The organism is Sedimentitalea sp. (genome assembly GCF_039973035.1).
Taxonomy (GTDB): Bacteria; Pseudomonadota; Alphaproteobacteria; order Rhodobacterales; family Rhodobacteraceae; genus Sedimentitalea.
Genome location: NZ_JBDWLR010000085.1, coordinates 56,949 through 78,898, shown reverse-complemented (window position 1 = coordinate 78,898; position 21,950 = coordinate 56,949). Strand labels below are relative to the sequence as shown.

At 54.7% G+C, this 21,950-nt stretch carries 11 protein-coding genes; 6 read left to right on the top strand and 5 right to left on the bottom strand.

Annotation, left to right across the window (positions count from 1 at the left end):
- Window positions 1-57 precede the first annotated feature (57 nt).
- The 5 genes from ABJO75_RS20905 to ABJO75_RS20885 form a co-directional block, all read right to left on the bottom strand.
- Window positions 58-4,335, bottom strand: coding sequence for a type IIL restriction-modification enzyme MmeI (locus tag ABJO75_RS20905; RefSeq protein ID WP_348133755.1), 4,278 nt, complete (start codon window positions 4,333-4,335; stop codon window positions 58-60).
- Window positions 4,332-7,448, bottom strand: a complete 3,117-nt coding sequence (gene drmD / locus ABJO75_RS20900) for a DISARM system SNF2-like helicase DrmD (RefSeq protein WP_348133752.1) — start codon at window positions 7,446-7,448, stop codon at window positions 4,332-4,334. The genes ABJO75_RS20905 and drmD overlap by 4 nt, the downstream gene beginning before the upstream one ends.
- A complete protein-coding gene (locus tag ABJO75_RS20895) occupies window positions 7,445-7,873 on the bottom strand; it encodes a very short patch repair endonuclease (RefSeq protein ID WP_348133749.1) in 429 nt (142 codons plus the stop codon). The genes drmD and ABJO75_RS20895 overlap by 4 nt, the downstream gene beginning before the upstream one ends.
- Window positions 7,833-8,930, bottom strand: a complete 1,098-nt coding sequence (locus ABJO75_RS20890) for a DNA cytosine methyltransferase (RefSeq protein ID WP_348133980.1) — start codon at window positions 8,928-8,930, stop codon at window positions 7,833-7,835. The genes ABJO75_RS20895 and ABJO75_RS20890 overlap by 41 nt, the downstream gene beginning before the upstream one ends.
- Before the next feature lie 259 nt (window positions 8,931-9,189).
- Window positions 9,190-10,278 (bottom strand): DUF3578 domain-containing protein, encoded by a 1,089-nt coding sequence (locus ABJO75_RS20885; protein WP_348133746.1) that lies wholly within the window; start codon window positions 10,276-10,278, stop codon window positions 9,190-9,192.
- A gap of 148 nt (window positions 10,279-10,426) precedes the next feature.
- Between ABJO75_RS20885 and ABJO75_RS20880 the strand changes: the two genes are divergently transcribed.
- From ABJO75_RS20880 to ABJO75_RS20855, 6 genes are all read left to right on the top strand, one after another.
- Entirely contained in the window at window positions 10,427-15,232 is a 4,806-nt protein-coding gene (locus tag ABJO75_RS20880) for a DUF3883 domain-containing protein (RefSeq protein ID WP_348133743.1), read from the top strand.
- Window positions 15,233-15,236: 4 nt separating this feature from the next.
- A complete protein-coding gene (locus ABJO75_RS20875; protein ID WP_348133741.1) occupies window positions 15,237-16,952 on the top strand; it encodes an AAA family ATPase in 1,716 nt (571 codons plus the stop codon).
- Between the two features lie 97 nt (window positions 16,953-17,049).
- Window positions 17,050-17,979: a 3'-5' exonuclease gene (locus ABJO75_RS20870; protein ID WP_348133738.1), complete on the top strand. Its 930-nt coding sequence runs from the start codon at window positions 17,050-17,052 to the stop codon at window positions 17,977-17,979.
- Window positions 17,980-18,130: 151 nt separating this feature from the next.
- On the top strand, window positions 18,131-18,667 hold the full coding sequence (locus ABJO75_RS20865) for a DNA repair exonuclease (protein WP_348133735.1): 537 nt from the start codon (window positions 18,131-18,133) through the stop codon (window positions 18,665-18,667).
- A gap of 44 nt (window positions 18,668-18,711) precedes the next feature.
- Window positions 18,712-19,841 (top strand): IS3 family transposase gene (locus ABJO75_RS20860; RefSeq protein WP_348133732.1). Its coding sequence is split into 2 segments (ribosomal slippage): window positions 18,712-18,943 and window positions 18,943-19,841, totalling 1,131 coding nucleotides; the frame shifts between segments, so codons are not numbered across the junction.
- A 158-nt stretch (window positions 19,842-19,999) separates the two neighbouring features.
- Window positions 20,000-21,892 carry an ATP-dependent endonuclease gene (locus tag ABJO75_RS20855; protein WP_348133729.1) on the top strand — a complete coding sequence of 631 codons (1,893 nt, stop codon included), beginning with the start codon at window positions 20,000-20,002 and terminating at the stop codon, window positions 21,890-21,892.
- The last annotated feature ends 58 nt before the right edge of the window (window positions 21,893-21,950 follow it).

Below are 21,950 nucleotides of genomic sequence, written 5' to 3'. Positions count from 1 at the left end.
ACCGTTCCTGGTTGGAATGTTGGCGATGTCTTCGCTGTGTACGATCCGCGCCATGGATCAGCCTTTGACTTTCAGGAGCGTCTCTTCGCCTTCGCCTCGCACGATCAAATCATCGTCGGCAACAAGTGTACGGACGGCTTTCTCGAACTCTTCCGGCGCGATTCCGATGGCCGAGGCGGCCTGCTTCTTTGGCACCCACTTGCCATTCTGATTGTAAAGCCAATTGTAGAGTCGTTCGATTGGAAGTTCAGGCTTCTCGACTTTGGGCTTTTCAATCGTTGTTGCAGGAGCTGGTGGGGCCAGATCCAGCGTTGGTGTCGATGCGACAGCTTGCTTCTTTTTGCGAGCAGCCGGGGTCTTTTTTCTAGGCTGGTCAACGTCGCCGTGAAGGCCTTGTTCGACTTCTTGTTGATACCGTTCACGGTTCAGCTCTGCGAGGCGGTGAAGCACTTCGCGACGGGCATCTTCTGAGATTGTGAAGCGCAATCGGTCATTCTGCGGTAGGTAAGTCACCTCTCTAAAATCATGTTCAAGCCTGATATCATCCCAACCGTAGGCTCGCAGAGCGGCGACGTCCAATTTGATTTGCAGATCCCTGAGATCATTTAATTTGGAGTTTTCTTCGTGAGGATCGCTCAGTGAATTGTAGAATGCGGTTGGTCCAATTTCATGTGCATTTTGATAATCTTCCCGGGCGTCATGGTACGCCTTAGCCGTCACTTCGAGAAGTGGATCATTGTTGAACGCAGGCATGGGCCAGGTTTCAAGAACGCGGGATGTGAAATATCTTAGTGTTGAAGTCCCCAGTTTCCCGCTGCGCCATCGGACCCAAGCCTCATGAAGGGAAGACTGAAGAATACCAAACTCTTTCCAGCCATCAAAGAAAAGCACCTTGATTTGGGTATTGTAAACCGCATGTGTTGTTACTCTCCTAAAGCACACGTGCTTGGTAACGGATGCAATGGCGAGAACATTTTTTTTCTTCTCAAACTCCTCTAACAATTTCGGCCGAAGATCCCAAAACTTCCAAAAGCAATCTTGGTGTATTTGACCAGTTAGTGAGTCGCGATATGGTTTAACCTCTTCCTCCAATTTTGAAAAAGCGGCCTGATATTCCCTAGCTTTTTCTTCGGGCCAGTCTCGAAAATAGATCGCCCAACGTGATGGATTCATTTTTGGCATCGAATTGAGATCTTGACCATTGTAAAGCGGAAAAATCACTCTCTCACACCTTTGATCTTGATTAATCATTTGACGGCGATTGTTTTCATTTAGCTCAAATCCCTTTCCCATAACGTTTTGACCTTCGGAAAAGTAATTCTTCAGCTCTTTGAGTTTCACTGGTTCGCGAAGTCCAGAATCTTCCTCTAAAGCTCCATTGATTTTGCCGACTAGCTTTCCATTCAAACTTGCTTTGCCATGCCATTTTTGTTTGGAAATCCATACGATGGAAATAACTACAGAAGCATTTCCTGGCCAAGGCATGTCAGTGACTGATTGGAAAACTACGCCGCTAAGTTTCAAGATTTGGTCAAGGCCAACATTTCGAGAACCAGATTCCGAGATTGCCTTTGTTGCGATAAGCCCAAGGCAACCTTCAGCATTTTGTAGCGCGAAACACCGTAGAAAGAAATATGTGCATAGATCAGCGGCACCAACTACGCCGTTGCGAACAATGTCCAAGTATACTTGGTAGGCCATACCCAAGCGTCGACCAATGAGCTTGCCACCAGCAAAAGGGGGATTGCCCACAAACGCATCAAACCCACCATTCTCCCGGCCAAACACCTCTGGAAACTCCAAAGGCCAATGAAACGGCCGACGCGGCCGCCCATTCGGCTCGTCCTTCGCGAGGTCTTCGCTCGCCAGGTTTTCTAGTGTTACGATTGCGCTCGCGTCTTCCGCCGCAGCATCGTCCGAAAGCGCAGCGATTGTTTCGATGCGCGCATCGCGATCCGCGACCTTCTTGTTGGCCAGAATTCCCCCGACGAATGCATCCCCAACCAGTTTGGGCAGATCCAGAGTGCGACGTGACTGGCTATCCAACCGAGCCATGGCTTCGACATCCGTGATGTCGCGGACCGGGATCTCCCGCAGGCGAGACCTCAATTCGGTAGCGTCTTCGACGGACTTGCGAATACTCCGTCCGAAGAGGCGCAACTGCCCCCTCTGCTTAGGGTTGATGTCGAGTTCGATCAGCTGTTCGAGGTTGCTGATCCCAAGCAGGCTGTCGCCACTTTTGAGATTGTGGTCGAGGAAGCCGAAGGGTCGACCTTTTGCAAGCGTCGTCAGCCACAGCGACAGTTTCGCAAGTTCGACCGCCAGCGGGTTCATGTCGACGCCATAGAGGCATTTCTCTGCAATCATGCGTCTTGCAAGTGTGGCGCGTTCCTCGGGGTCGCGAGGAAGCGGCTCGGAAACGTCGTTGGCATCTTCCCAGACGTGACCTTCCACGTCTATGTGCCGACCCTTGTCCTCCTCGCTTGCCCAGGATTCCAGAAGCCGTTCCGCAAGCCACCTGCACACCTGGACTAGGAATGCACCAGACCCCATAGCCGGATCGCAAATCTTGAGGTCGAGGATTTCCGCAGGCGTCTTGAGCTGCCATTCGGCTCGGGGAACGCCTTCGGCTGGACCGCGATAGACGACGGGGTCGAGTGTCTCTTCGACGATCTTTTCGGTGAGGCTCTTTGGCGTGTAGTGCGTTCCGGTTTCGCGGCGATCCGATCCGTGCACGACGACAATTGCACCCTTGTGGTGAACGAGAGGGAAGCCCCAAGGGTCGGTTTCGATGAGGCGCACGAAGGGCAGGATGCGATCTCTCAGCGCCGCGTCGCCGCGGCAGGAGGACAACAGGCCCGATACGTCACTTAGGTCAGCGTTTTCGGACAAGTCAGTGCCAATTGCGCTTGGGCTCCGTTCCGTCTTGTCTTGGAGAAGCTTGATCAGCGCGTCTTGCCCGCTTTCATGTGCAGTTTCGAGTTCGCGAAGCGTCGACAGACATGTCCCGACATTGGTACTTGCTTTCAGCTGCAACGTGACGCCATGGACGTGGTCCACGGTCCGTTCGAGAAGACCCTCGTAGACATGCCCGATCTGCTCGACGTCGAGCGCGCGGTAAGAGAGCGTTCGACCTTTGAACGTTTGGATGGCTTCGAGCAGCAAGAGAACGGTCCGATCGTCGATCGGCAGTGGATCGGCGGGCTCGGTCCGCCAAGTCGTGCCCCTCTTGCGGCCCTCTAGAAATTCAAAGCGATCCGGATCGAAGAGCGAGCCACCCATGGCAGGCATGTGGAGATCCGGGTGTCCGATGCCGGCATAGACAGCACGAAACGTCGCCAGGAGCCGAGACCACGCCGACATGCGATGTTCCAAGACCTTGGCGTCTTCTTCTGCAAGTTGGGCTCTGAGGCTCGAAATGGCGTAGTGGGCGTCGTAGGTTGGGTCACCAAGAAGTAGGAGCCCACGTTCTTCTGCAGATAGTACGAAGACCAAGCGCATCATCAGCGTCAGCCCGGCCTCGTAGATCGTTTCGGGCGGAATGCCCTTCAATAGCTCGCGGTTTCGGTCTTGGTCGGCACGATCGAGCGCACGCATCAGCACTTCGATGGCTTGAGCGACTTGCCCTCCCAGGGCATCGGTCACGTCACCCTGATGGGCAAGGGAGCGCTCGAAGAGGCCTGGCAGAGCGTCTTCCTCAGGGCCAGTGAGGCGGCGAATACCCAGAAGGCTCACGAAGGCGCGGAGGGTCTCCCGCTCCTGACCCCAGAGGCGCGCATACCAGCTCGTGTAACCGGCAACGGATCCAGAGGGCGCATGAACGAGCATCCAACGCTCACCGTTGGTGACGAGACCGATCGGGCATTCCGTCCGCCGAGAGAGCGTCACCATGCGATCGGCCGGCGATGCCGCCAATCCATCCTTTTCAAAGACAGCGTCGAGATCAGTGTCGGGTGCATAAGTCGAAATGAGGAGAAGCGGAACATCGGGTTTCGAGGGATCGACGATCGAGATGTCGGCTTCGAGATGCACGCCGTGCTCCGGGAGATCGGCCTTCGCGGTATCGGGAAGTTCTGATCCTTTGCGAATGCATGTCTCGTCGAATTCCAAGGCCCCGGTCAGGACCTCGTCGATCCAAGCCTCATGAAAGAGAGAAAGATCTGGATCGCGGAGGTCGACGGCATTGCGCCATTCGTCATAGGTCGCCCTCAGTCTTTGAGGTACGCCTTGGTCGAGCAAATCCAACCCATCCGGGAAGGCCTGCTTCAAAACTGGTTCGGCGAGAAAAGGTCCCGAAACTTCGAGAAGGTTCAGCCAGTCTAGATCGACACTCATGGGACGGCTCCCTTCGTCATGCTTTCGGGCAGGATGACCAGAACGGCCACCGGGAAGGTATGTTCGGCGACATTGGCGTGGCGCTCTTCGATAACGCGGGTTTCGCTCTCGCGTTCCTCGGGTATGCGTGCCAGACGTGCCTCGAGTGCGGAGATGTCACGCGTCAATTGCAGCCGTTCGTCTTCGCTGAAGAGCGACAACTGCTGAGGTTCTTTTTCTTTTTTCAGCTCGTCTTCGAGAGAGCGTTCCAGCTCGTCGAGGACTTTCTGGATATCTGCTATTTCTCGTTTACGTCTCGTGTCGATCGTATTGCGCAGGTTGCTCAAACGATCTTTCGAACGGGCTTCGACGGATGCGAGCAATGCATCTCGGTTAGTGTCGAAACGTTCGGTGATCATGCGCGCTATGTCCTCGGAGACCTCGGCCGGACGAGAGTCGTCGAGCATAGATCTGACGTTTGACACCCGGTCTTCGCGCCGGAAGCCCTGCGCGCGAAGGTATCCACCGGCTTCCGTCAGCTCCTCGTGGAGGCGATGATGGTTGCCCCCGATGACGACCAGCCTTGAGACCACGAGGGCGACGGGTTCGGACAAACGATCATCTGGTAGCGAGCGCACGGCCACACGTTCCAGTTTCTTGACGTCGTCACGCGCCCAGATCTGAGCACGCAAGAGGCGCAGGCTCATTTGCACCAGTTGGTGGTTGAGGTGCACCAACACGACGTCGTCTCTGCCCTTGGCGACGTCATGATCGAAGGTGATCGGGCGGACCTCGCCCGAAAACGGATGCTGAAGGCCTTCGAGACAGCGTTGCCAGGATCCCGATAGCGCAGGCATTCGGAACGTGGTGCCGTCCGGTGCGCGCTGGAGAGAGACGGGCTCGAGATCCGGCCAATCCGCGAGACGCAGGGCCGTTCGCACACATCGTTCGACGTTTTCAGGTGAGAACCGTTGCAGGTCGCGTGTTTCCGTCAAGCGGTCGTGGAGCTTTTTCACGCGCTCTCCGAGATCTTTCTCGGCCCGCACGAATTGCTTCGATCGCGCGATGCGTGCCTCCGCGAGCGTCGTATCGAGCGCGTTGCGGCGGCCTTCCAGCAAGTCTGGCAGCTGTGGGGCAATCACCGGGTTCACGCTGCCCATATCGGCGCGCATCGTATCGAGTTTTTGAAGGGCCTTCAGGATATCCTGGCCGTGAGAGCCGTCGGCATCGACGGGGTGCCAAATGACGACCTCATCTGCACGCTGCCCATGTCGATCGATGCGGCCATTGCGTTGTTCCATGACGTTCGGGTTGTAGGGGATCTCGAGATGGATCATCAGATGACAATGGTTCTGGAGGTCGATCCCTTCGGAAGCTGCGTCCGTTGCGAGCAGGATCCGAACGGGTGATCGGGACGGATCGGCTTGGAATGCGGCTTTGATTTCCTCGCGCTCGTCCTTGTCCATCCCTCCAAAGATCATGCGCAGTCGATCTCCACCGAAACCATGGCTCACGAGGATTTCCTGCAACCAGGTTTGCGTGGCGCGATACTCGGTGAAGAGGATCACGCGTTCCTCGGTCCATTCCCCGTCTTTCTTCAGATGGCTTTCCAACCACTCGAGAATGGATTCGGCTTTGGCGTCGGAGCGATGCCGCGCGCCGTTTGCCCAACCGCTCAGCTTGGCGAGAACGCGGCTTTCCGTTTCCGTCGGGGGACGCAGCCGGCGTCCGATTTCTTCCAGTGCCTCGCTCTCGACGGTCTCCCGAAGGTCGTCATCGTCATAGTCTTCCCGTGTGCGGTCTATCGCACGCCGGAGGATCCGCTCATCGAGTTTGCTCGATTTGCGCTCGACCCGTCTGCGGCCTTCGATCGTCTCGATGTGTTTTTCGAGGGTAGCTGCGAAGGCTGCCGGTGATGACGCGAGACGTTTTCTGAGGAGTTGGTAGACAAAGGCGCCTGCGTGTCCCCCTGCATCGTTGCCCGTCCGCTCAGCAATGTAGTCGTCCAGAAGCCTGCGAGCTGCGCGTTCCTCTTCGGAATACTGGACTTCGAGGGCTTCGAGACGACGCTCTGGATAGATCTTCTTTCCGTTCGCATCGACCAAGTCGCTCTTGAGGCGACGGACCATCACGCGAGACAGTTGTGTCTCGTTCGGAAGAACGTTGCGGGCAAATCTTTGGTCGTCCAGAAGTTCGAGCAAAGCCGTGAAGGACTCGGTGTATCCGTCATGGGGTGTCGCCGTCAAAAAAAGCTTGTGTTGGAAATGCGGGGCGATCAGGCGCACCAACCGTGTTCGCAGGCTTTCCACGGCCCATTTCCCGACCGTCGGTGAAACGTTGTGGGCCTCGTCGACGATCATGAGATCGAACTTGCGTGGATGCCCGATATGGGCGGGAATGGCATCTTTGAAGAGCCGCAATCCTTCGCCTTGCTTCGCCCAGTCGATCGACGTGATCAACCGAGGGTAGGACGTCCAGGGGTTGGCGTGGAGCCCACGTTTGCGGCGTAGAGCCTTGACGTAGTCCGTGTCGACGATCTTGAACTCGAGCCCGAACTTCTCCTCCATTTCGAGACGCCACTTTTCCTGGAGTGAGGCAGGGCACAGTACGAGCAAGGTGCGCGCACGGTGGCGCAGAAGCATTTCCTGAACGACGAGGCCGGCTTCGATCGTCTTTCCCAAACCGACGTCGTCGGCGATGAGGAGGTTCGTACGCGCCATGTCGATGGCCCGCACCAGCGGGTCCAGCTGATAGTCCTCGATACTGACACCACTTCGAAACGGCGACTGCAGATAGCCGCGATCCGCATTCGTGGCAGCTCCCCATCTTACGGCGTCGAGAAAGGCTTGCAGATCGTCTGGATCGTCGAAGCCTGTCATCGTCGGCAGACCGGCGCGCTCCAAGGTGTGAGCGCCGGGCTCCAACTCCCAGATCACCTCGAGCTCTTCACCGAGCGCATCCTCGTCGATCGAGGCCAGGCGTACACGGCTCTGCTTGGGCGCTCCGGGGCGAAGGGAACTGCTATCGACATCGGCCACGATCCATTGACGTCGCCGAACGTCGACCAATTGCCCGACTTCCGGAGGCGCAAAGGAGATGGTGCGTTCGCCGGATGCGGCCACTATCGATGTCATGCGTCGAACTCCAATGCTTCCATGATCCTGTCCGCCGCGTCCTCGACGTCTTCGTGCTCCCAGACCCGTAAGACACGCCACCCGGCTTCGGTGAGGCGTTGGTTGGTATCGAGATCGCGCTTCTTGTTCGTCTCGATCTTGTCTTGCCAGAAATCGGCATTGCTCTTGGAACTCGTGCCGTGTTCGGGACAGCCATGCCAAAAGCAGCCGTCGACGAAGATGGCCAGCTTCCTACGCCTGAAGACGATGTCCGCGACGCGACGTGGTTTTTCGAGAAGTGGGACGTGAAGGCGGTATCGCAGTCCTCGCGCGTGCAGCGTGCGTCTCAGTTTGAGCTCCGCCGCCGTGTCTTTCTGTCGGACGCGTGCCAGTCGAGCCGAAGCCTCAGGCGACGAGGGTTTCACCACACCCCCGCTCGGTTTCATGATCGTCTTCTCTGTTCGTCGGTTGTTCGGTCTCGTCGAGACTAGCCAAGATACTCTGTCCAATGATTTCTCCGAGGGTGACCGGAACGGCGTTGCCGATCATGCGCCCCAATGTCTTGAAATGAATAGGGGATCCTTCGGGAACGAAAGAATAATCGAGTGGAAACCCCTGTAAAATAGCGCCTTCGCGCAATGAAATTGCCCGGTCTTGCTCTGGATGGCCAAAGCGACCATTGCCAAAGCCGAAGAACTGCGTCGTCATCGTCGGTGAAGGTGCGTCCCAGACCATTCGACCGTAGACGCCAGGATAAGTGCGGCCACTGTCTTTACGGTGGCATGCGGCGACGAGCTCTGGCGGCCAATCCCGCCAGGTGCCTCCGGGTCGGGACGCACGGATACGTTCGAGGTTCAGATCCGAAAGGCTTGCGGCCGTGTGAAGCGGATCATCTTCGGATGATTGGCTCTGTTCGAGTGCCGGCATGGTGCCGATCGCGTCTCGAACCGTGCGCATTGCGTCTTCGGGTGGGGCGATCAGGTCGATCGTTCGGTCCAGCGAGGCCAAGAGCACGGTTCTGCGCCGGGTCTGCGGGAGCCCATATTTCGTGCAATCCACGACGCCACTCGAGACGTGATAGCCCAGATTCACGAGCGTTCGAACGAAGTCCTTGTAGACGTCGTGTTTGATCACCGTGGGCACGTTTTCCATGGTCACGAATTCGGGGCGCGTGTTTTTGACCAAGCGCGCGAAGTGATACATCAGGCCCCAACGCGGCGTGCCGACGGTTTCGTAGCGCTGCGAGTAGGTCGAGAACGGCTGACACGGGGCGCACCCTGCGAGCACCCGAATGGACGCGTCTCCAAAATGATCGTTCAGTATCTCGGGCGACAACTCGCTGACGTCTTCGAGTAGAAACTTCGCATCGTTATTGACTTCGAAGGTGTGTTTGCAGGCCTGATCGACATCGACCCCGGCGACGACGTTCACGCCGACGTTCTGGAGCCCCCGGGTCAAGCCTCCAGCTCCACAAAAAAGATCTATGCAGGCAATGTCAGTCAATCGCTCGAAGCCTCTCCCCAAATTATTGACCCTTCCCTCAACGCGGTAGAATCGTTTCGGCGTCGCCAAACACCGAGAATCGATTTGGATATGAGACGCCTGTAGCCCACACTCTATTTTGTGACATGGAGCACGACAACCCGCAACCTGTTGTGAAATTTCGCAATTCTTTCAATCACGCCGACACACGTCAGGAAGCGCAATTGACCATTGGTTTTACCCAGAACATGATGTTTGGTGCTTTCTGTTCCGGGCGAAGTTAACGGCCATTGCGTGCCACGCGGAAGGCGGTTGGCTCGAGTGACCATTCGTCAATGTCCCACCCCATCGACACCTCGATATGGCCCCCACCAGTCGCGAACTTTCCATCTTGCTCGGTGAGTTCAATGCGCGAGACGATGATAAGGCAGGTTTGGCCCTTTTCTCGCCTATGGAGATCAACTTCGTTTCTTTTCATCAGGATGGTGTCTGCACGATCGCTTGTCGTCCCTTTGACCTCTACTTTCGTCTTCTCGTCGCCTTTCATGGCCTCCAAGTCATAAGGCTTGGTCGCCGATCGATCTTCGACTCGATATCCTTGATCTAGCAACCATTGCCGGGCCAGCTCCATCGCTCTGAATTCTACGGCACGTCGTGCCGGTGCCGAAAGACCGTATCCCTGTCTTCGACCCGAGGTTCTCTGCGGATTCATGAGCGCTTCGATTTCGGCTTCCTCGAGCTCTGCTGGGGTCACGTCTCTTCCGATCGACTGTGCCTCATAGATGACCCTTAGCCGCATTGCTGCCAATTTCAGGAGTTCGTCCAGATCGGTCGTTTCCAGTTCGTCCCTCGGGATGCGTTTAGAAAATGCCGTTGCTCGTTCGAAAGATTTGGGAAGTGGCCGTCTCGCTCCGAAATCGGCAGGATCGTCGAATGGTCTCAAAGACCCAAATTCCTCAATCACCACGGATTGAGCCCATTGGGTTTGAGCGTCGATCTCTTCATCGGGAAGCACCGCGAATTCGCCGTTGACGAAACGCGAGGAGCCACAACCGACCGTGAAGTGCACAGCGGAGCCATCCGTCGAGAAATGCATCACGAAATAAAAGCCCTCCGTCGGTCGCGGGGACATGGAAGACGAACAGAAGCGCACCCACGGAAGCTCGGTCTTACGACCTATCCCATCCGATGCATCCACGTGAAAATCTCCCCCGAAGCGACCGAGGATCCTAGAGAGCGTTTCGGACCGATCTTCGAGGGAGGCCTTGATTTCGTGCCGAAGGATTTCTCCACGCTCCTGCATGGCTGGAGTATTCTCAGAGGAGTACGACGGTTGGAGTTCGAGAATTCTCAACAATTGGTGCCACATGGGAAGATCCTCGTTTCTTGATGCAAATCATTGTTATTTTTTATTTTTGGAGAAACATTAGCCACATAAATGACATCAGGCCCCCTCAGATTACTGTAGATTGGATTAGAACGCACCAGTCGTTTCACTTTGAATCGAGAGACCCTAAATGCCGAACGAAGCCGTACGCATCAGAGAGCTGTCTTACTCTGCACCACTTATTAGCAACATTCGGCAGATCCTGACGGGCCTCCAAGGCTTCGATTCCATGGCGCGCGAAATCATTCAGAACGCCGATGATGCAGGTGCAAAGAACATTCGTTTCGACATCACTGACGACGCGTTGGTCGTGTGGAACGACGCAGAGTTCCTCAGTTGTGGACTTAACTCGGATGAGTGCCCTTGGACAACGGATGGAAGTCCGCAGCTCGGGAGGCGAAAGGCTTGTGACTTCCACGCGATCAGCAAGGTAGGAAGCGGAAACAAATACAATCAGCCCGGATTGATCGGTAGGTTCGGTATCGGTTTCGTCTCGGTCTACCAATTGACGGATCAACCCATCATTCGTTCTGGGGACATCGAGCTAACGCTCGACCCTCTGACTGAAAAGAACCAGATCCGAACGATTGATCCGGTCGACGGATCGGAGATTCAAATAACGTGGACGCTGGATGACCGAAGCCCAATCCGGGAGGCTCTCAGCGCTTCGGCCTTTTCGTTGGAGAGCTTAAAGCCACTTCAAGACGATCTGGTGACCACCGCCGAGGACTGCCTTCTATTCTTGAAAAACCTAGGCTCGATAGAGATCCTTCGGAACGGAAAAAGAGTGAGTTTCGTTCAGAAGATCGTCACAGATGAAAACCACCTAGAACTTTTTTTCGAAAGAAAGAACAGACGTGAAAAGTGGTACGTCATTCATCTGGATGCCGAAGAGGCAGCGCGCCCGCTGAAAGAAAGATTCGTGGCAATCGAGAGGCTAGACCGACAGACAACGGCTCAAATCGCCTTTCGGCTCGACGAACACGAGGGACGCACGGGACGACTTTTTGCGTACCTTCCCACCGAACAGGATTCACCAGTACCCTGCCACATCAACGCGGACTTTTTTCCGGAGCAGACACGAAAAGCTCTCGTTCTCACCGGTGAGCAGCACGAACGACATTGGAACGAGATGCTTTTGGGGTATGCCGCCCAGGAGGTTGCTGGGCGTTTGGAAAGCTTGAAGGATGTTCTCGGTCCCAAGGGGCTTTGGAAGCTGATAGACGAGGCGTACCAAAATCGAAACGATGACCACTTCGGGGTGTTCTGGGCGGAGATTTCTGAAGCAGCGGTAGACGCCAGTATTTATTTGACGAGTGCCGACGAATGGGTTGGCCGTTCGGATTGCAGGCTTTTGCCAGCGCAATTTGGGGCTGATCAAGAAAGGTCATTGGGAAAAATAGGAATACCGACAGTCAACTCGTCTTTGCAGGCATTCAAGTCGGTCATTCGAGCGGTGGGTGTGTCTGATTTGACTTTCAAGAGACTCCTAGGCGCTCTGAAGTCCTGGGATCAGGCCGAATTTGACCACGGTACCGAACCGGATTGGCTTAGTCTGCATTATGCCGTCTCTCCCATTTGGCGTATCTTGGAAGATTTCTTGGAAAATACACAGTCGGAAAAACCGAGGCAAAACTTACGGGTGATTAGCGGGCCAGAGAGTGAACTGCGACGGCAAAAAGAAGACTTGTGTAAATTGCGGATTGCCCCAAGTTTCGATGGTCGATTGGCCAAGCTGTCCGAATTGAAAAGGCTGCCTGCCCAGGCAAAAGTAGAAGATGTCCGCAATTTTTTTCCTGAGTTGCCGATGGCTTCGGAAGATTTTGTACAATTCCCGGAGCTTTTCTCGCTCATACCTGAATTCATCTTCGAAGACGTTTTAGGCGAGTTGGCGGAGCGAGTGCAAAATGAAGATACGGCAGTTTCATTTTTGTCTCACGACAAAAAACGGGTGCGTGCGTTCTACGATTTTCTTGTCGAATATCCCCGCGATGAGGAGGGGGATTACTCGTCAATAGTGGCCTCGACACCATTTCTGGCGGGTCATGGACGTTTTCTGACACCACGACTCGCCGTCTTGCCCGGCGGGTTCGACGATCCGATCGGGCGCTTCGATACGCTAGCTCTCGAATTCTTTGGGGAAAGAGCGCGAAGGTTCGTCAGAGAGGTCCTGAAGGTCGAGACGTTGACGCTTCAGGCTTACATCGAAGAGCATTTGGCAGACATTCTGGACGAAGACCTCTCGAATGAGCATTACGTCGCGTTGCTGGAAGTGTTCGTATCTAAGAAGGACTTGCTCGATAAAGAAGGCACGAAAGAAACGCTAGCGGCTATGCCTCTGGTTAGGTCCAAGGATGGCCTCCTGCGACCTTCCTGTGAGTGCTACGTGAAGACGGATGAACTCGCTGAAATCCTAGGCGACGATGATGCACTATGGGTCGACGAAAGCATCTTCGGCGAGTCGAGGAAGGAGCTCTATCTGGGCTTCTTTCGGTCTCTTGGCATGCGATCCAGGCCTTCGCTGACGCATGCCCTGGATCGGATCGATGCGGTCTTGGAGGATCCGCCCTCAGACAAAACACGAGGCGTCATTTCCAAAATCTTTGGTTTCATACTCGAAGTCTATCAAAACGAGAGTTTGGCTAAGAACGAAGAGCAGTTCGAGGACGAAATATCAAGAATGCGGCATACGGATTGGCTTCCCGCCGAGAAAGAAGGCAAGCTGGATACCGAGTATTGGTATGCCCCACATGAACTGCATCAGCCATTCCGGGCGGGAGGGTTTTCGTCACAGGTGGCAGTGCTGGGTGTGACCGGTTTGGGGGGTCGGCTGAATAGGGAATTCCTGGAATTTCTCGAAATGCCGGCAGAACCGGACACGTCGATCATCGTCGACCATCTCGAAGACTGTATCGAACGTGGGCTGGAGCCGAGCAAGCACATTTATCAGATCTTGAGTGAGCGTCTGAAGAAGGAAGACGACCAGTTCTTCATCGAGCGATTGAAGAACGAGAGATGCATCTACGCCCCCAAGAGGAAGGAGTTCATCGGAACTGATCGTTTCTTTTGGAGCAAACCGCATCTTGCGCGGTACTGTTTCAAGGCACCAGAGTGGATGCATGAATACAAGGATCTATTCGACTTTCTTGGTGTAACTGAAGAGCCCTCCACCGAAACATACGTGGACGTACTGATCGACATCGCCGAAGAGTTTGGTGGCGACGCATCGCTTTTGCCCGGCGAGATCTCGCTGGTTCATGATGTTTGCACCAGAACCCTTTCGGAAAAGCTACGCGACGATCCTGCGGGCACATCTCTGCACCTGGAACGACTTCGGGAACATCCGTTTCTATTCACCCTCGCAGGAACACTCGCTTTCGTCGACGAAGTCGCCATACAGGATAGTGATTGGCTAGCAGAGCCGTTCGGAGGAGATCTGGACGCACGTTTGGTGCGTTCGTCTGCTGAAACGGTAGAGCTCATCGATTGGTTCAAGATACGGCCGCTATCTATGGTGACACGGCTGGAAATCGTTGATTTGGGAGACGTGATCGACGACGAAGATGCGACGCAGTTGGTGCGAGAACGAAGTGATCTCCTTGGATGGCTATGTGTCGATCTGCGCAGGGAAACACGAATCCATCTCGAAAAGACTCTTCGAAACATCGACCTGGTTCGGACGGATGCTCTGACCGCTCGTTCTATCTTCGAGTTGGATGATGTTCCGTTCGCGTCGCCGCCACGAAATGACGAAGTGGTCTTCGATTCCGACGAGGCGAGAGTGTATGTGCTTCTAGACTTGCCCGGCAACTACTGGATTCCGGCCTTTCGAGCGATATTCTCGACGCTACTGGCAGGGGAAAACAAAGCGTCAATCGGCCAGCTTGCTCTGATTGCCAAGTTGGTTCTGAGTGCAAATTCTCGCGAAGATGCGGCGTACGAACTCAGGCAAGCCGGCTACGACACGCCAGAGACAGAAGAATTTCCAACCGAAGTGCTGCCTGAAGACGAAGTCGGGGAGCTGGGTTTTGGAACGGGATCTGAGCAAGATCCAGCCGATTGGGATGTTGAAGACGACGAGGTGATCGACGATCCAGACATAGGTGCAGAGAAAGCCGCATCCGACGCGCATATCGCTGCGGAAGCCAAGAAGAAGGCAACTGGTGTTGAATCTTCAGGAACCCAAGAGCCCGGACGCAAGCGAAGTGAAGGGTCGTCTGGAACTGCAACGAGCGAAACTCCAGGCTCAAGCTCTGGATCGTCATCCACAGACAAGGACCCCGCAAAAACGACTAGGAAGGCAAGAACCGAATGGATGAGGTCTTACGTCAAACCCGAGAAAGACGAGCCAGGAGAAGCCGGGAAAGGATCTGGGCCTAGTCGTGAGCGGATTTCGGCAATCGACGAGGCGGCCATGAAAGCAGTGATGGATTACGAGCTGAACCGGGATTTCCTACCAGAACGTCAGCCGCATTTCAATCCAGGCTACGATGTGATGTCCCGATCCAAAAAAGCTGACGAGAAGCGCCTCATCGAGGTGAAAGGTTTGGACGGTGAATGGACTGACAGAGGGGTGAAGCTCTCAAGAACGCAGATTTCATTCGCCCAGGATCATCCAGATGAAGCTTGGCTCTACGTCGTCGAACACGCTTTGGAGCCAAAGAAGAGAAAGATCAATGCGATCAAAAATCCATTTTTCAAAGCAGATGAATTTTGGTTTGATCGGGTTTGGCGAGAGGTCGCGGAAGAAAAGGGAGGGGACTACAAAGCACAATTCGTAGCTGGCCGCCGTATCCAAGTAGAAGGCTTTGGTGTTGGAACAATCCTCGAAATCAAGAAAATCGGCGTCATGACCCAGCTCAAGATCGAATTCAAAGATTGGGGGACGAAATCAATAACCTTCAATGCGACCACTATGGAATTGCTGGAGGATTGATGCCGTGGTGAGACTTTATCCAGACTATCGAGGTAACTACGGGGAAGACATCCCCTCCGCCGAAATCAAGTTCTACGAAGCCTGCACCTCCCTCGAGGGCGAGTATCATGTGTTTCACTCGGTGGGGTGGATTTCGAGATCGGAGGGTGGTGCTCGAGATGGTGAAGCAGATTTTCTAGTTTGTCACCCCGATCGCGGGTTCTTGGTCGTGGAAGTCAAGGGGGGACGCATACGAGCGGACTACACAACAGGCGAATGGTCATCAATCGATCGAAATGGTCGAGAGCACAAGATCAAGGATCCATTTCGCCAATCCATGACGGGAAAATTCAATGTCTTGTCCAAGCTCAGAGAACATCGGGACTGGGCGCGCTTAGGGCTCAAGAAAGTTTCGACGGGGCACGCAGCCTTCTTTCCAGACGTGGATGATGGACGGGCTTTGAAGGGCCCCAATGCCCCAACGGAGATCATTGGAGACCGGTCAGATCTTGCCAATCTCGGTGCCTGGTTGGAGCAGGCTTTTAGTTATTGGTCCAGCGACAACGCCAACTCCTGGACCAACCCTTTGGGTGCTGGTGGTATTCAGTTGATGCAGCGGATATTTGCTCGCGTCGTACAAACTCGGCCGCTCTTGTCTGCTCAAATCGAGCTGGAAGAAAGCCAGCGACTGCGCCTGACCAATAGGCAGATTCAAACACTGGATCTGCTCTCCCGGCAAAGGCGGGTCGCGATCAGCGGCGGCGCAGGAACTGGGAAGACGGTTCTTGCAGTAGAGAAAGCGAAGCGGCTTGCAGACGAGGGCTTCAAAACATTACTGACCTGCTACAACGTCCCATTGGCAAGCCATTTGGAGGACGTCTGTAGCGGCCAAGAAAACCTTAATGTCTTAGGTTTTCACAAGCTCTGCAAGCGTATCGTGGATGAAGCGTGTCGTGAGAGTGGTCGAGATCTGATCGCCGAGGCCAAGGCGTCCTTCCCTGGATTGGAACTTTGGGATCACTATTTTCCGATCGCACTAGCGTATGCGCTCGATATCGTCGATGTTCGCTACGACGCCATCGTCGTCGATGAAGGCCAAGATTTTGGAGAAGAGTATTGGCTTCCAATCGAAATGCTGCTGCGGGACGGCAATACCTCACCACTCTATGTTTTTCACGATGAGAACCAAGACGTTTACACGAGAGCGAGCACCTTTCCCGCCGACGCCTCGCCCATCACGCTGTCCTTCAATTGCCGGAATACAAAAAAAATTCACGAAACGGCTTACCAGTATTACAAAGGTCCATTGATCGACCCGCCGGATTTGGATGGCGACAATATCGAGATCTTGGCGGCACCCGATTTGCCTAAACAGGCGAAGAAGATCCAAGAATTTGTCTCGAAGCTTTTGACCGTCGAAAAGATCCCAAGTTCGTCAATCGTCGTTTTGATTGCGGACAGGATGAAGCGTAAAGACTACGAGAGCGCCTTACATCGCTTGTCCCTGCCATCAGGCCTCTGCTGGATGGGTATCGAAAATACAAGCAAACCAGGTGTTACCGTAGAAACGGTCGCCAGGTTCAAGGGTTTGGAAGGCGAGGTCCTTGTTTTGTGGGGGTTGGACGAACTACCAAGAAATGAACGCCGTGGCACGCTGTATGTCGGGATCTCGCGCGCCAAATCCATCTTGGCACTTTGTGGGTGGGACGCAATTTGTTCGGATGTGTTGGAAGGCGTTTGAGAGAAGCCTTTGCTGGCGAATTGAAAGGGAAAACGTCGATTGTGAGATGGCGAGCAGCTGATCAATCCTTGTTGAAAATGCTTAAAGAGGTGGCGCGATGAACGATCACAGTCTCTTTGCGATCCGCGCTGACCAGGTCATTCAGACCGCAGCGCACACCCACGTGGACGACTGGCGCCTCCTTCGCCGGCTGGCTCTGCCACACCGCCTGAACAATCCTCACGGGGGTGCTGTGAAACATGCCTTCGTTCTGGATGTCGAGACCACCGGCCTTTCGCTCGAGGGCGACGAGGTCATCCAGCTCGCCATGCTTCCGTTCACCTACGAGCTCGACACTGGTCGTGTCCTTGAAATTGCCCACGGCCGGGCCTTCGATGGACTGCGTGAGCCTAGTGTTCCGATCTCGGAGGAAGCCAGTCTGGTCACCGGTCTGACCGCTGAATCGGTCGCGGGGCGGACGATCGATACGTCAGCTGTGGAGACACTTGTTGCCCATGCCGATCTGATCATTGCGCACAACGCCAGCTTCGATCGGGTGATGGTTGAGAAGCACTGGCCCTGCTTTGCCGAGAAACCCTGGGGCTGCACGCTAACGAGCGTTGACTGGCTGCGCGAAGGCTTCTCTGCCGGCAAACTGGATTACCTCGGCATGCAGTTCGGTTGGTTCTACGACTGTCACCGGGCGCTTGCGGATTGCGAGGCTTGCCTTGCGCTGCTTTCACAGGAGTTGCCTCAGTCGGGCCAGCGGATCATGTCCGCCGTTCGGGATGCGGCTCTGCAGGACGAATACCTCATAAGGGCGGTCGATGCCCCCTACGATGAACGCCTGAGACTGAAGGAACGCGGCTATCGCTGGCGACCGGCAGAACTTTCACTTGGCAAGGTCTGGTGGACGATCAAGTCGGATCCCAAGGCGGAGATCGACTGGCTCCGAGCCGAGATCTACGGCCGGGACACCAATGTGCCGACGCACAAAGTCACGGCGCTGAACCGCTTCTCAGAACGCCTTTGGGAGGTGCAGTCATGAAAAAGCATGTCGATCAGGTCGTCCTGAGCGCATCCGGCCTCGTCGGCCATTTGAATTGCCTCTCCTTTGTCTCAATTCAAGACTTGTGTGAAAGCCGATTTCGCTCGCATAATGAAAATATATTATAAGAAATTCTTAGGGTTAATGGATTATGTTTCGGTTGATTCATACGGCTGATCTCCATCTCGATGCCCCTCTCAAGAGCTTGGCGCTAAAGGATGAGGAACTCTCGGAGCTTGTGGGCAATGCTACACGTCGGGCGCTCGAGCGCATCGTCGAGCTTTGCCTGGAGGAAAGGGTCGATACGCTCCTGATTTCTGGCGACCTCTACGACGGCGATATGCGGAGCATGAAGACAGCCGCCTTCCTTGTGAGCCAAATGGAAAGGTTAAATGAGGCGGGGATCAGCGTCTATGTGATCCGCGGCAACCACGACGCGGAGAGCGTCTTGACCCGTGAACTCGAGCTCCCACCCAATGTCGAAGTGTTCAGCGGTCATGGTGGTACAGTGGAACTCCCCGAATATGGCGTCGCCATTCATGGCGTCAGCTTTGCCAAGCCGCAGGCACCAGAGAGCCTGCTCCCGAGATACAGGGCCCCTGTCCCTGGCTTGTTCAATATCGGGCTTTTGCACACGAGCCTCGCCGGAGCGGCAGGTCACGACACCTGTGGACCTGTCGCGGTTTGATGCCGCTCCTTTGATAGCATTTACTGCAACAAAGGAGACGAACTATGGGCACGGGAAGAACGGATGAATTCCGGAAGGATGCAGTGCGAATTGCACTGACCAGCGGGCTGACACGGCGGCAAGTTGCGGATGATTTGGGCGTTGGTCTTTCGACGCTGAACAAGTGGGTGGCAGCGCACCGCGACACGGATGTGGTGTCGCCCGAGGATCGCGAGCTTGCACGGGAGAACGAACGGCTTCGGCGCGAGAACCGCATCCTCAAGGAGGAGAGGGACATCTTAAAAAAAGCCACCCAGTTCTTCGCGAGCCAAAGGCCATGAGGTTCAGGTTCGTCGAAGAACAGCGCGGTGCCTTCCCGATCGGCCGGCTGTGTCAGGTCGTGAACGTCAGCCCCCGCGGGTTGCGGGCTTTCCGTAGCCGGCCTGCCAGCCTCAGGCAGCGCACGGATATGGTTGTTCTGGCGCACATCAAGGAACAGTCGCGTCTGAGCCTGGGCAGCTACGGCAGGCCGCGAATGACCGAGGAACTGAAGGAGGTCGGTGTCGATGTCGGGCATCGACGCGTCGGTCGCCTGATGCGCGAAAACGGGATTACTGTTGAAAGAACGCGCAAGTTCAAGGCGACCACAGACAGCGATCATACGTTCAACATCGCCCCGAACCTGCTGGATCGCGACTTCAAAGCAGATCAGCCGAACCAGAAATGGGCTGGCGACATCAGTTATATCTGGACCCGTGAGGGTTGGTTGTATCTGGCAGTCATCTTGGATCTGCATTCCCGCCGCGTGATCGGCTGGGCCATCAGCAACCGCATGAAGCGCGATCTGGCGATCCGGGCCTTAAAAATGGCCATCGCCTTCCGAGCGCCACCCAAGGGCTGCATCTTCCACAGCGATCGCGGCAGCCAATACTGTTCGCATGACTATCAGAAGATCCTGCGCCAGCACGGCTTCCGGGTCTCGATGAGCGGCAAAGGTAATTGTTATGACAATGCAGCCGTCGAGACGTTCTTCAAAACCATCAAGGCAGAGCTGATCTGGCGGAGGTCATGGGCAACCAGGCGGCAGGCTGAGATAGCGATCTTTGAATACATCAACGGCTTCTACAATCCGCGTCGACGGCACTCAGCATTGGGCTGGAAAAGCCCCGTCGCCTTCGAACGGAAAGTGGCTTAAACGAGCACTTGGAGCGGCACAGAAGCGCGACAGGTCCAGTGGTGGAACTGGCGCAAAAGGTCTGCGGAGATGGACTAACGGTCCACGAGTTCACTTCACCCTAGGGCTGCCAAGCAAGTCAGGCTCACCAGCAGAAGACTAAAATAGATGGCGATTGTATGAGAATTAAGCAGATTCATATTGAAAACTTCCGATCGATCAAAGAGGCAACGATCGACTGTGAGAGATTTAACTCATTTGTTGGCCCAAACGGCGCTGGGAAATCCACGGTCTTGAATGCGCTTAATCTCTTCTTCGGCGAAATCAGTAACTTTTCTGAAGAGGACTTCCATCAACGCGATGACAGTCATCCTATTGTGGTGAAGGTTACATTCCATGAACTCAGCGATGAGGCGATCGAGGAGTTCAGTCACTACGTCAGATCAGGCCTGCTCGTGGTCCAAGCGGAAGTCGCCAAAGATCCGGATGGGACATTCAAGAAGACGGTACGCGGTGAGCGTCTAGTATTCCCTCCATTCAAGAGCTTTTTTGAGACGAGTGGAGCCAACCCACGGAAGCAGGTCTTCGACAAGCTGCGCGAAGACCACCCTGGAATTGAGAGCGCCACCAATGACGGAGCGCGCGAGGCCGCTCTTCTCGCTTACGAGGAAGCCTTGCCTGACGAGGAGAAAGAGCTCACGCCAAGTGGCGCCGAGTTTTTTGGTGTGAGTAAAGGGGCGCACAAGTTCCAGCGCCATGTCAGTTGGGTCTATATCCCAGCCGTGAAGGAGGCCGCCACAGAATCCGAAGAGGGCAAATCTTCGCATCTCGGCAAGCTGATCCAACACACGATCCGCTCACAAATGGACTATGAAGCTGAGCTCGAGCGGATCAGAAAAGAGGCTTTCGAGGCATATTCGGGCCTGTTGAATAGTCAGCGAAAGCACCTAGAAGGACTTGAGTCTCGCCTCGCTGAGAGACTTCAGTCTGCGGTCATGACCGATGCTGGTCTTGAGCTTGCTTGGAAGCAAGATGAGAAATCCGTGTCAGTTGACGCTCCGACTGCCCAGGTCATGCTCTCTGAGCGTGGGTACAGTGACCGAGTGGAGAAGTTCGGACACGGTCTCCAAAGGTCTTTTCTCCTTGTAATTTTGCAGGAACTGATGGCTGTCGATAGTACAGTTAGCCCAACGCTGATCTTGGGGTGCGAAGAACCCGAACTTTATCAACATCCCCCTCAAGCCCGGCATCTTGCCGAGATTTTGATGGAGCTCTCGAAAGCTGATGCCCAAGTCTTCGTTACCACGCACAGCCCATATTTCATCGATGTCGACTATTTCGACGGCATAAAAATGTTCCGAAATAACTCAGGGTCGGTGGAGATCTCAAAGTCCAGTTTTGAATGCGTCCTCGAGGAATATAATAAGGCATTCAAAAAGAAACTTCAGAATGAAGACCAGGCACGTACGAAGCTCGCCATTCAAACACAGCCGAAATTCAACGAGCTTTTTTTCGCCGAACGAGTTGTTTTGGTAGAGGGTATTTCAGATCTCGCCTGCATTGAGGCCTACCTTCGACTGTCCGATAGGAAGAAGGATTTCCAGAAGTCCGGATCATTTATCGTCGTTTGTGAGGGTAAGAGCTCGTTAGCGCTAATGCTCCTTGTAGCAAAGAGTTTTGGAATACATCATCATGTGATTTTCGATTGTGATTCCGGTTACAAGTCACTCATTGAGAAGGATGCTCCTAAATATCAACGCGCGCACGATGAGCACATTCGAGATAACGATGCCATTTTAGCACTCACAGGTCATGCAAAGATGGGAGGTTTCCCGGCGTCCCATATCTTGAAGGACAATCTGACGGCATGGCACTTCGACATCGAGAAGGTGCTCGAAGAAGAGTTTGGACCGGAAACGGAAAAATACTATCGGGCGGGACGGGATGCCGTGGGGAACCTCGGTAGCACAAAGAAGCATCCTCTTTTTGTAGCCGCATGCATGTCCGCTGCGTGGGACGATGGTGTGAAGTTCACTACGATTGGATCCGTCATCGACAGGGTGCTCTCTTAGAAAGGACAATTGACATGCCGGATCACTCAAGCTGGATCAACACGTGCAACGGTTCTGT

Excerpts from the sequence above, each read along its gene's own strand:
- ABJO75_RS20905 (WP_348133755.1), bottom strand. The coding sequence starts at position 4,335 with ATGAGTGTCGATCTAGACTGGCTGAACCTTCTCGAAGTTTCGGGACCT.
- drmD (WP_348133752.1), bottom strand. The coding sequence starts at position 7,448 with ATGACATCGATAGTGGCCGCATCCGGCGAACGCACCATCTCCTTTGCG.
- ABJO75_RS20895 (WP_348133749.1), bottom strand. The coding sequence starts at position 7,873 with ATGAAACCGAGCGGGGGTGTGGTGAAACCCTCGTCGCCTGAGGCTTCG.
- ABJO75_RS20885 (WP_348133746.1), bottom strand. The coding sequence starts at position 10,278 with ATGTGGCACCAATTGTTGAGAATTCTCGAACTCCAACCGTCGTACTCC.
- ABJO75_RS20880 (WP_348133743.1), top strand. The coding sequence starts at position 10,427 with ATGCCGAACGAAGCCGTACGCATCAGAGAGCTGTCTTACTCTGCACCA.
- ABJO75_RS20870 (WP_348133738.1), top strand. The coding sequence starts at position 17,050 with ATGAACGATCACAGTCTCTTTGCGATCCGCGCTGACCAGGTCATTCAG.
- ABJO75_RS20865 (WP_348133735.1), top strand. The coding sequence starts at position 18,131 with ATGTTTCGGTTGATTCATACGGCTGATCTCCATCTCGATGCCCCTCTC.
- ABJO75_RS20855 (WP_348133729.1), top strand. The coding sequence starts at position 20,000 with ATGAGAATTAAGCAGATTCATATTGAAAACTTCCGATCGATCAAAGAG.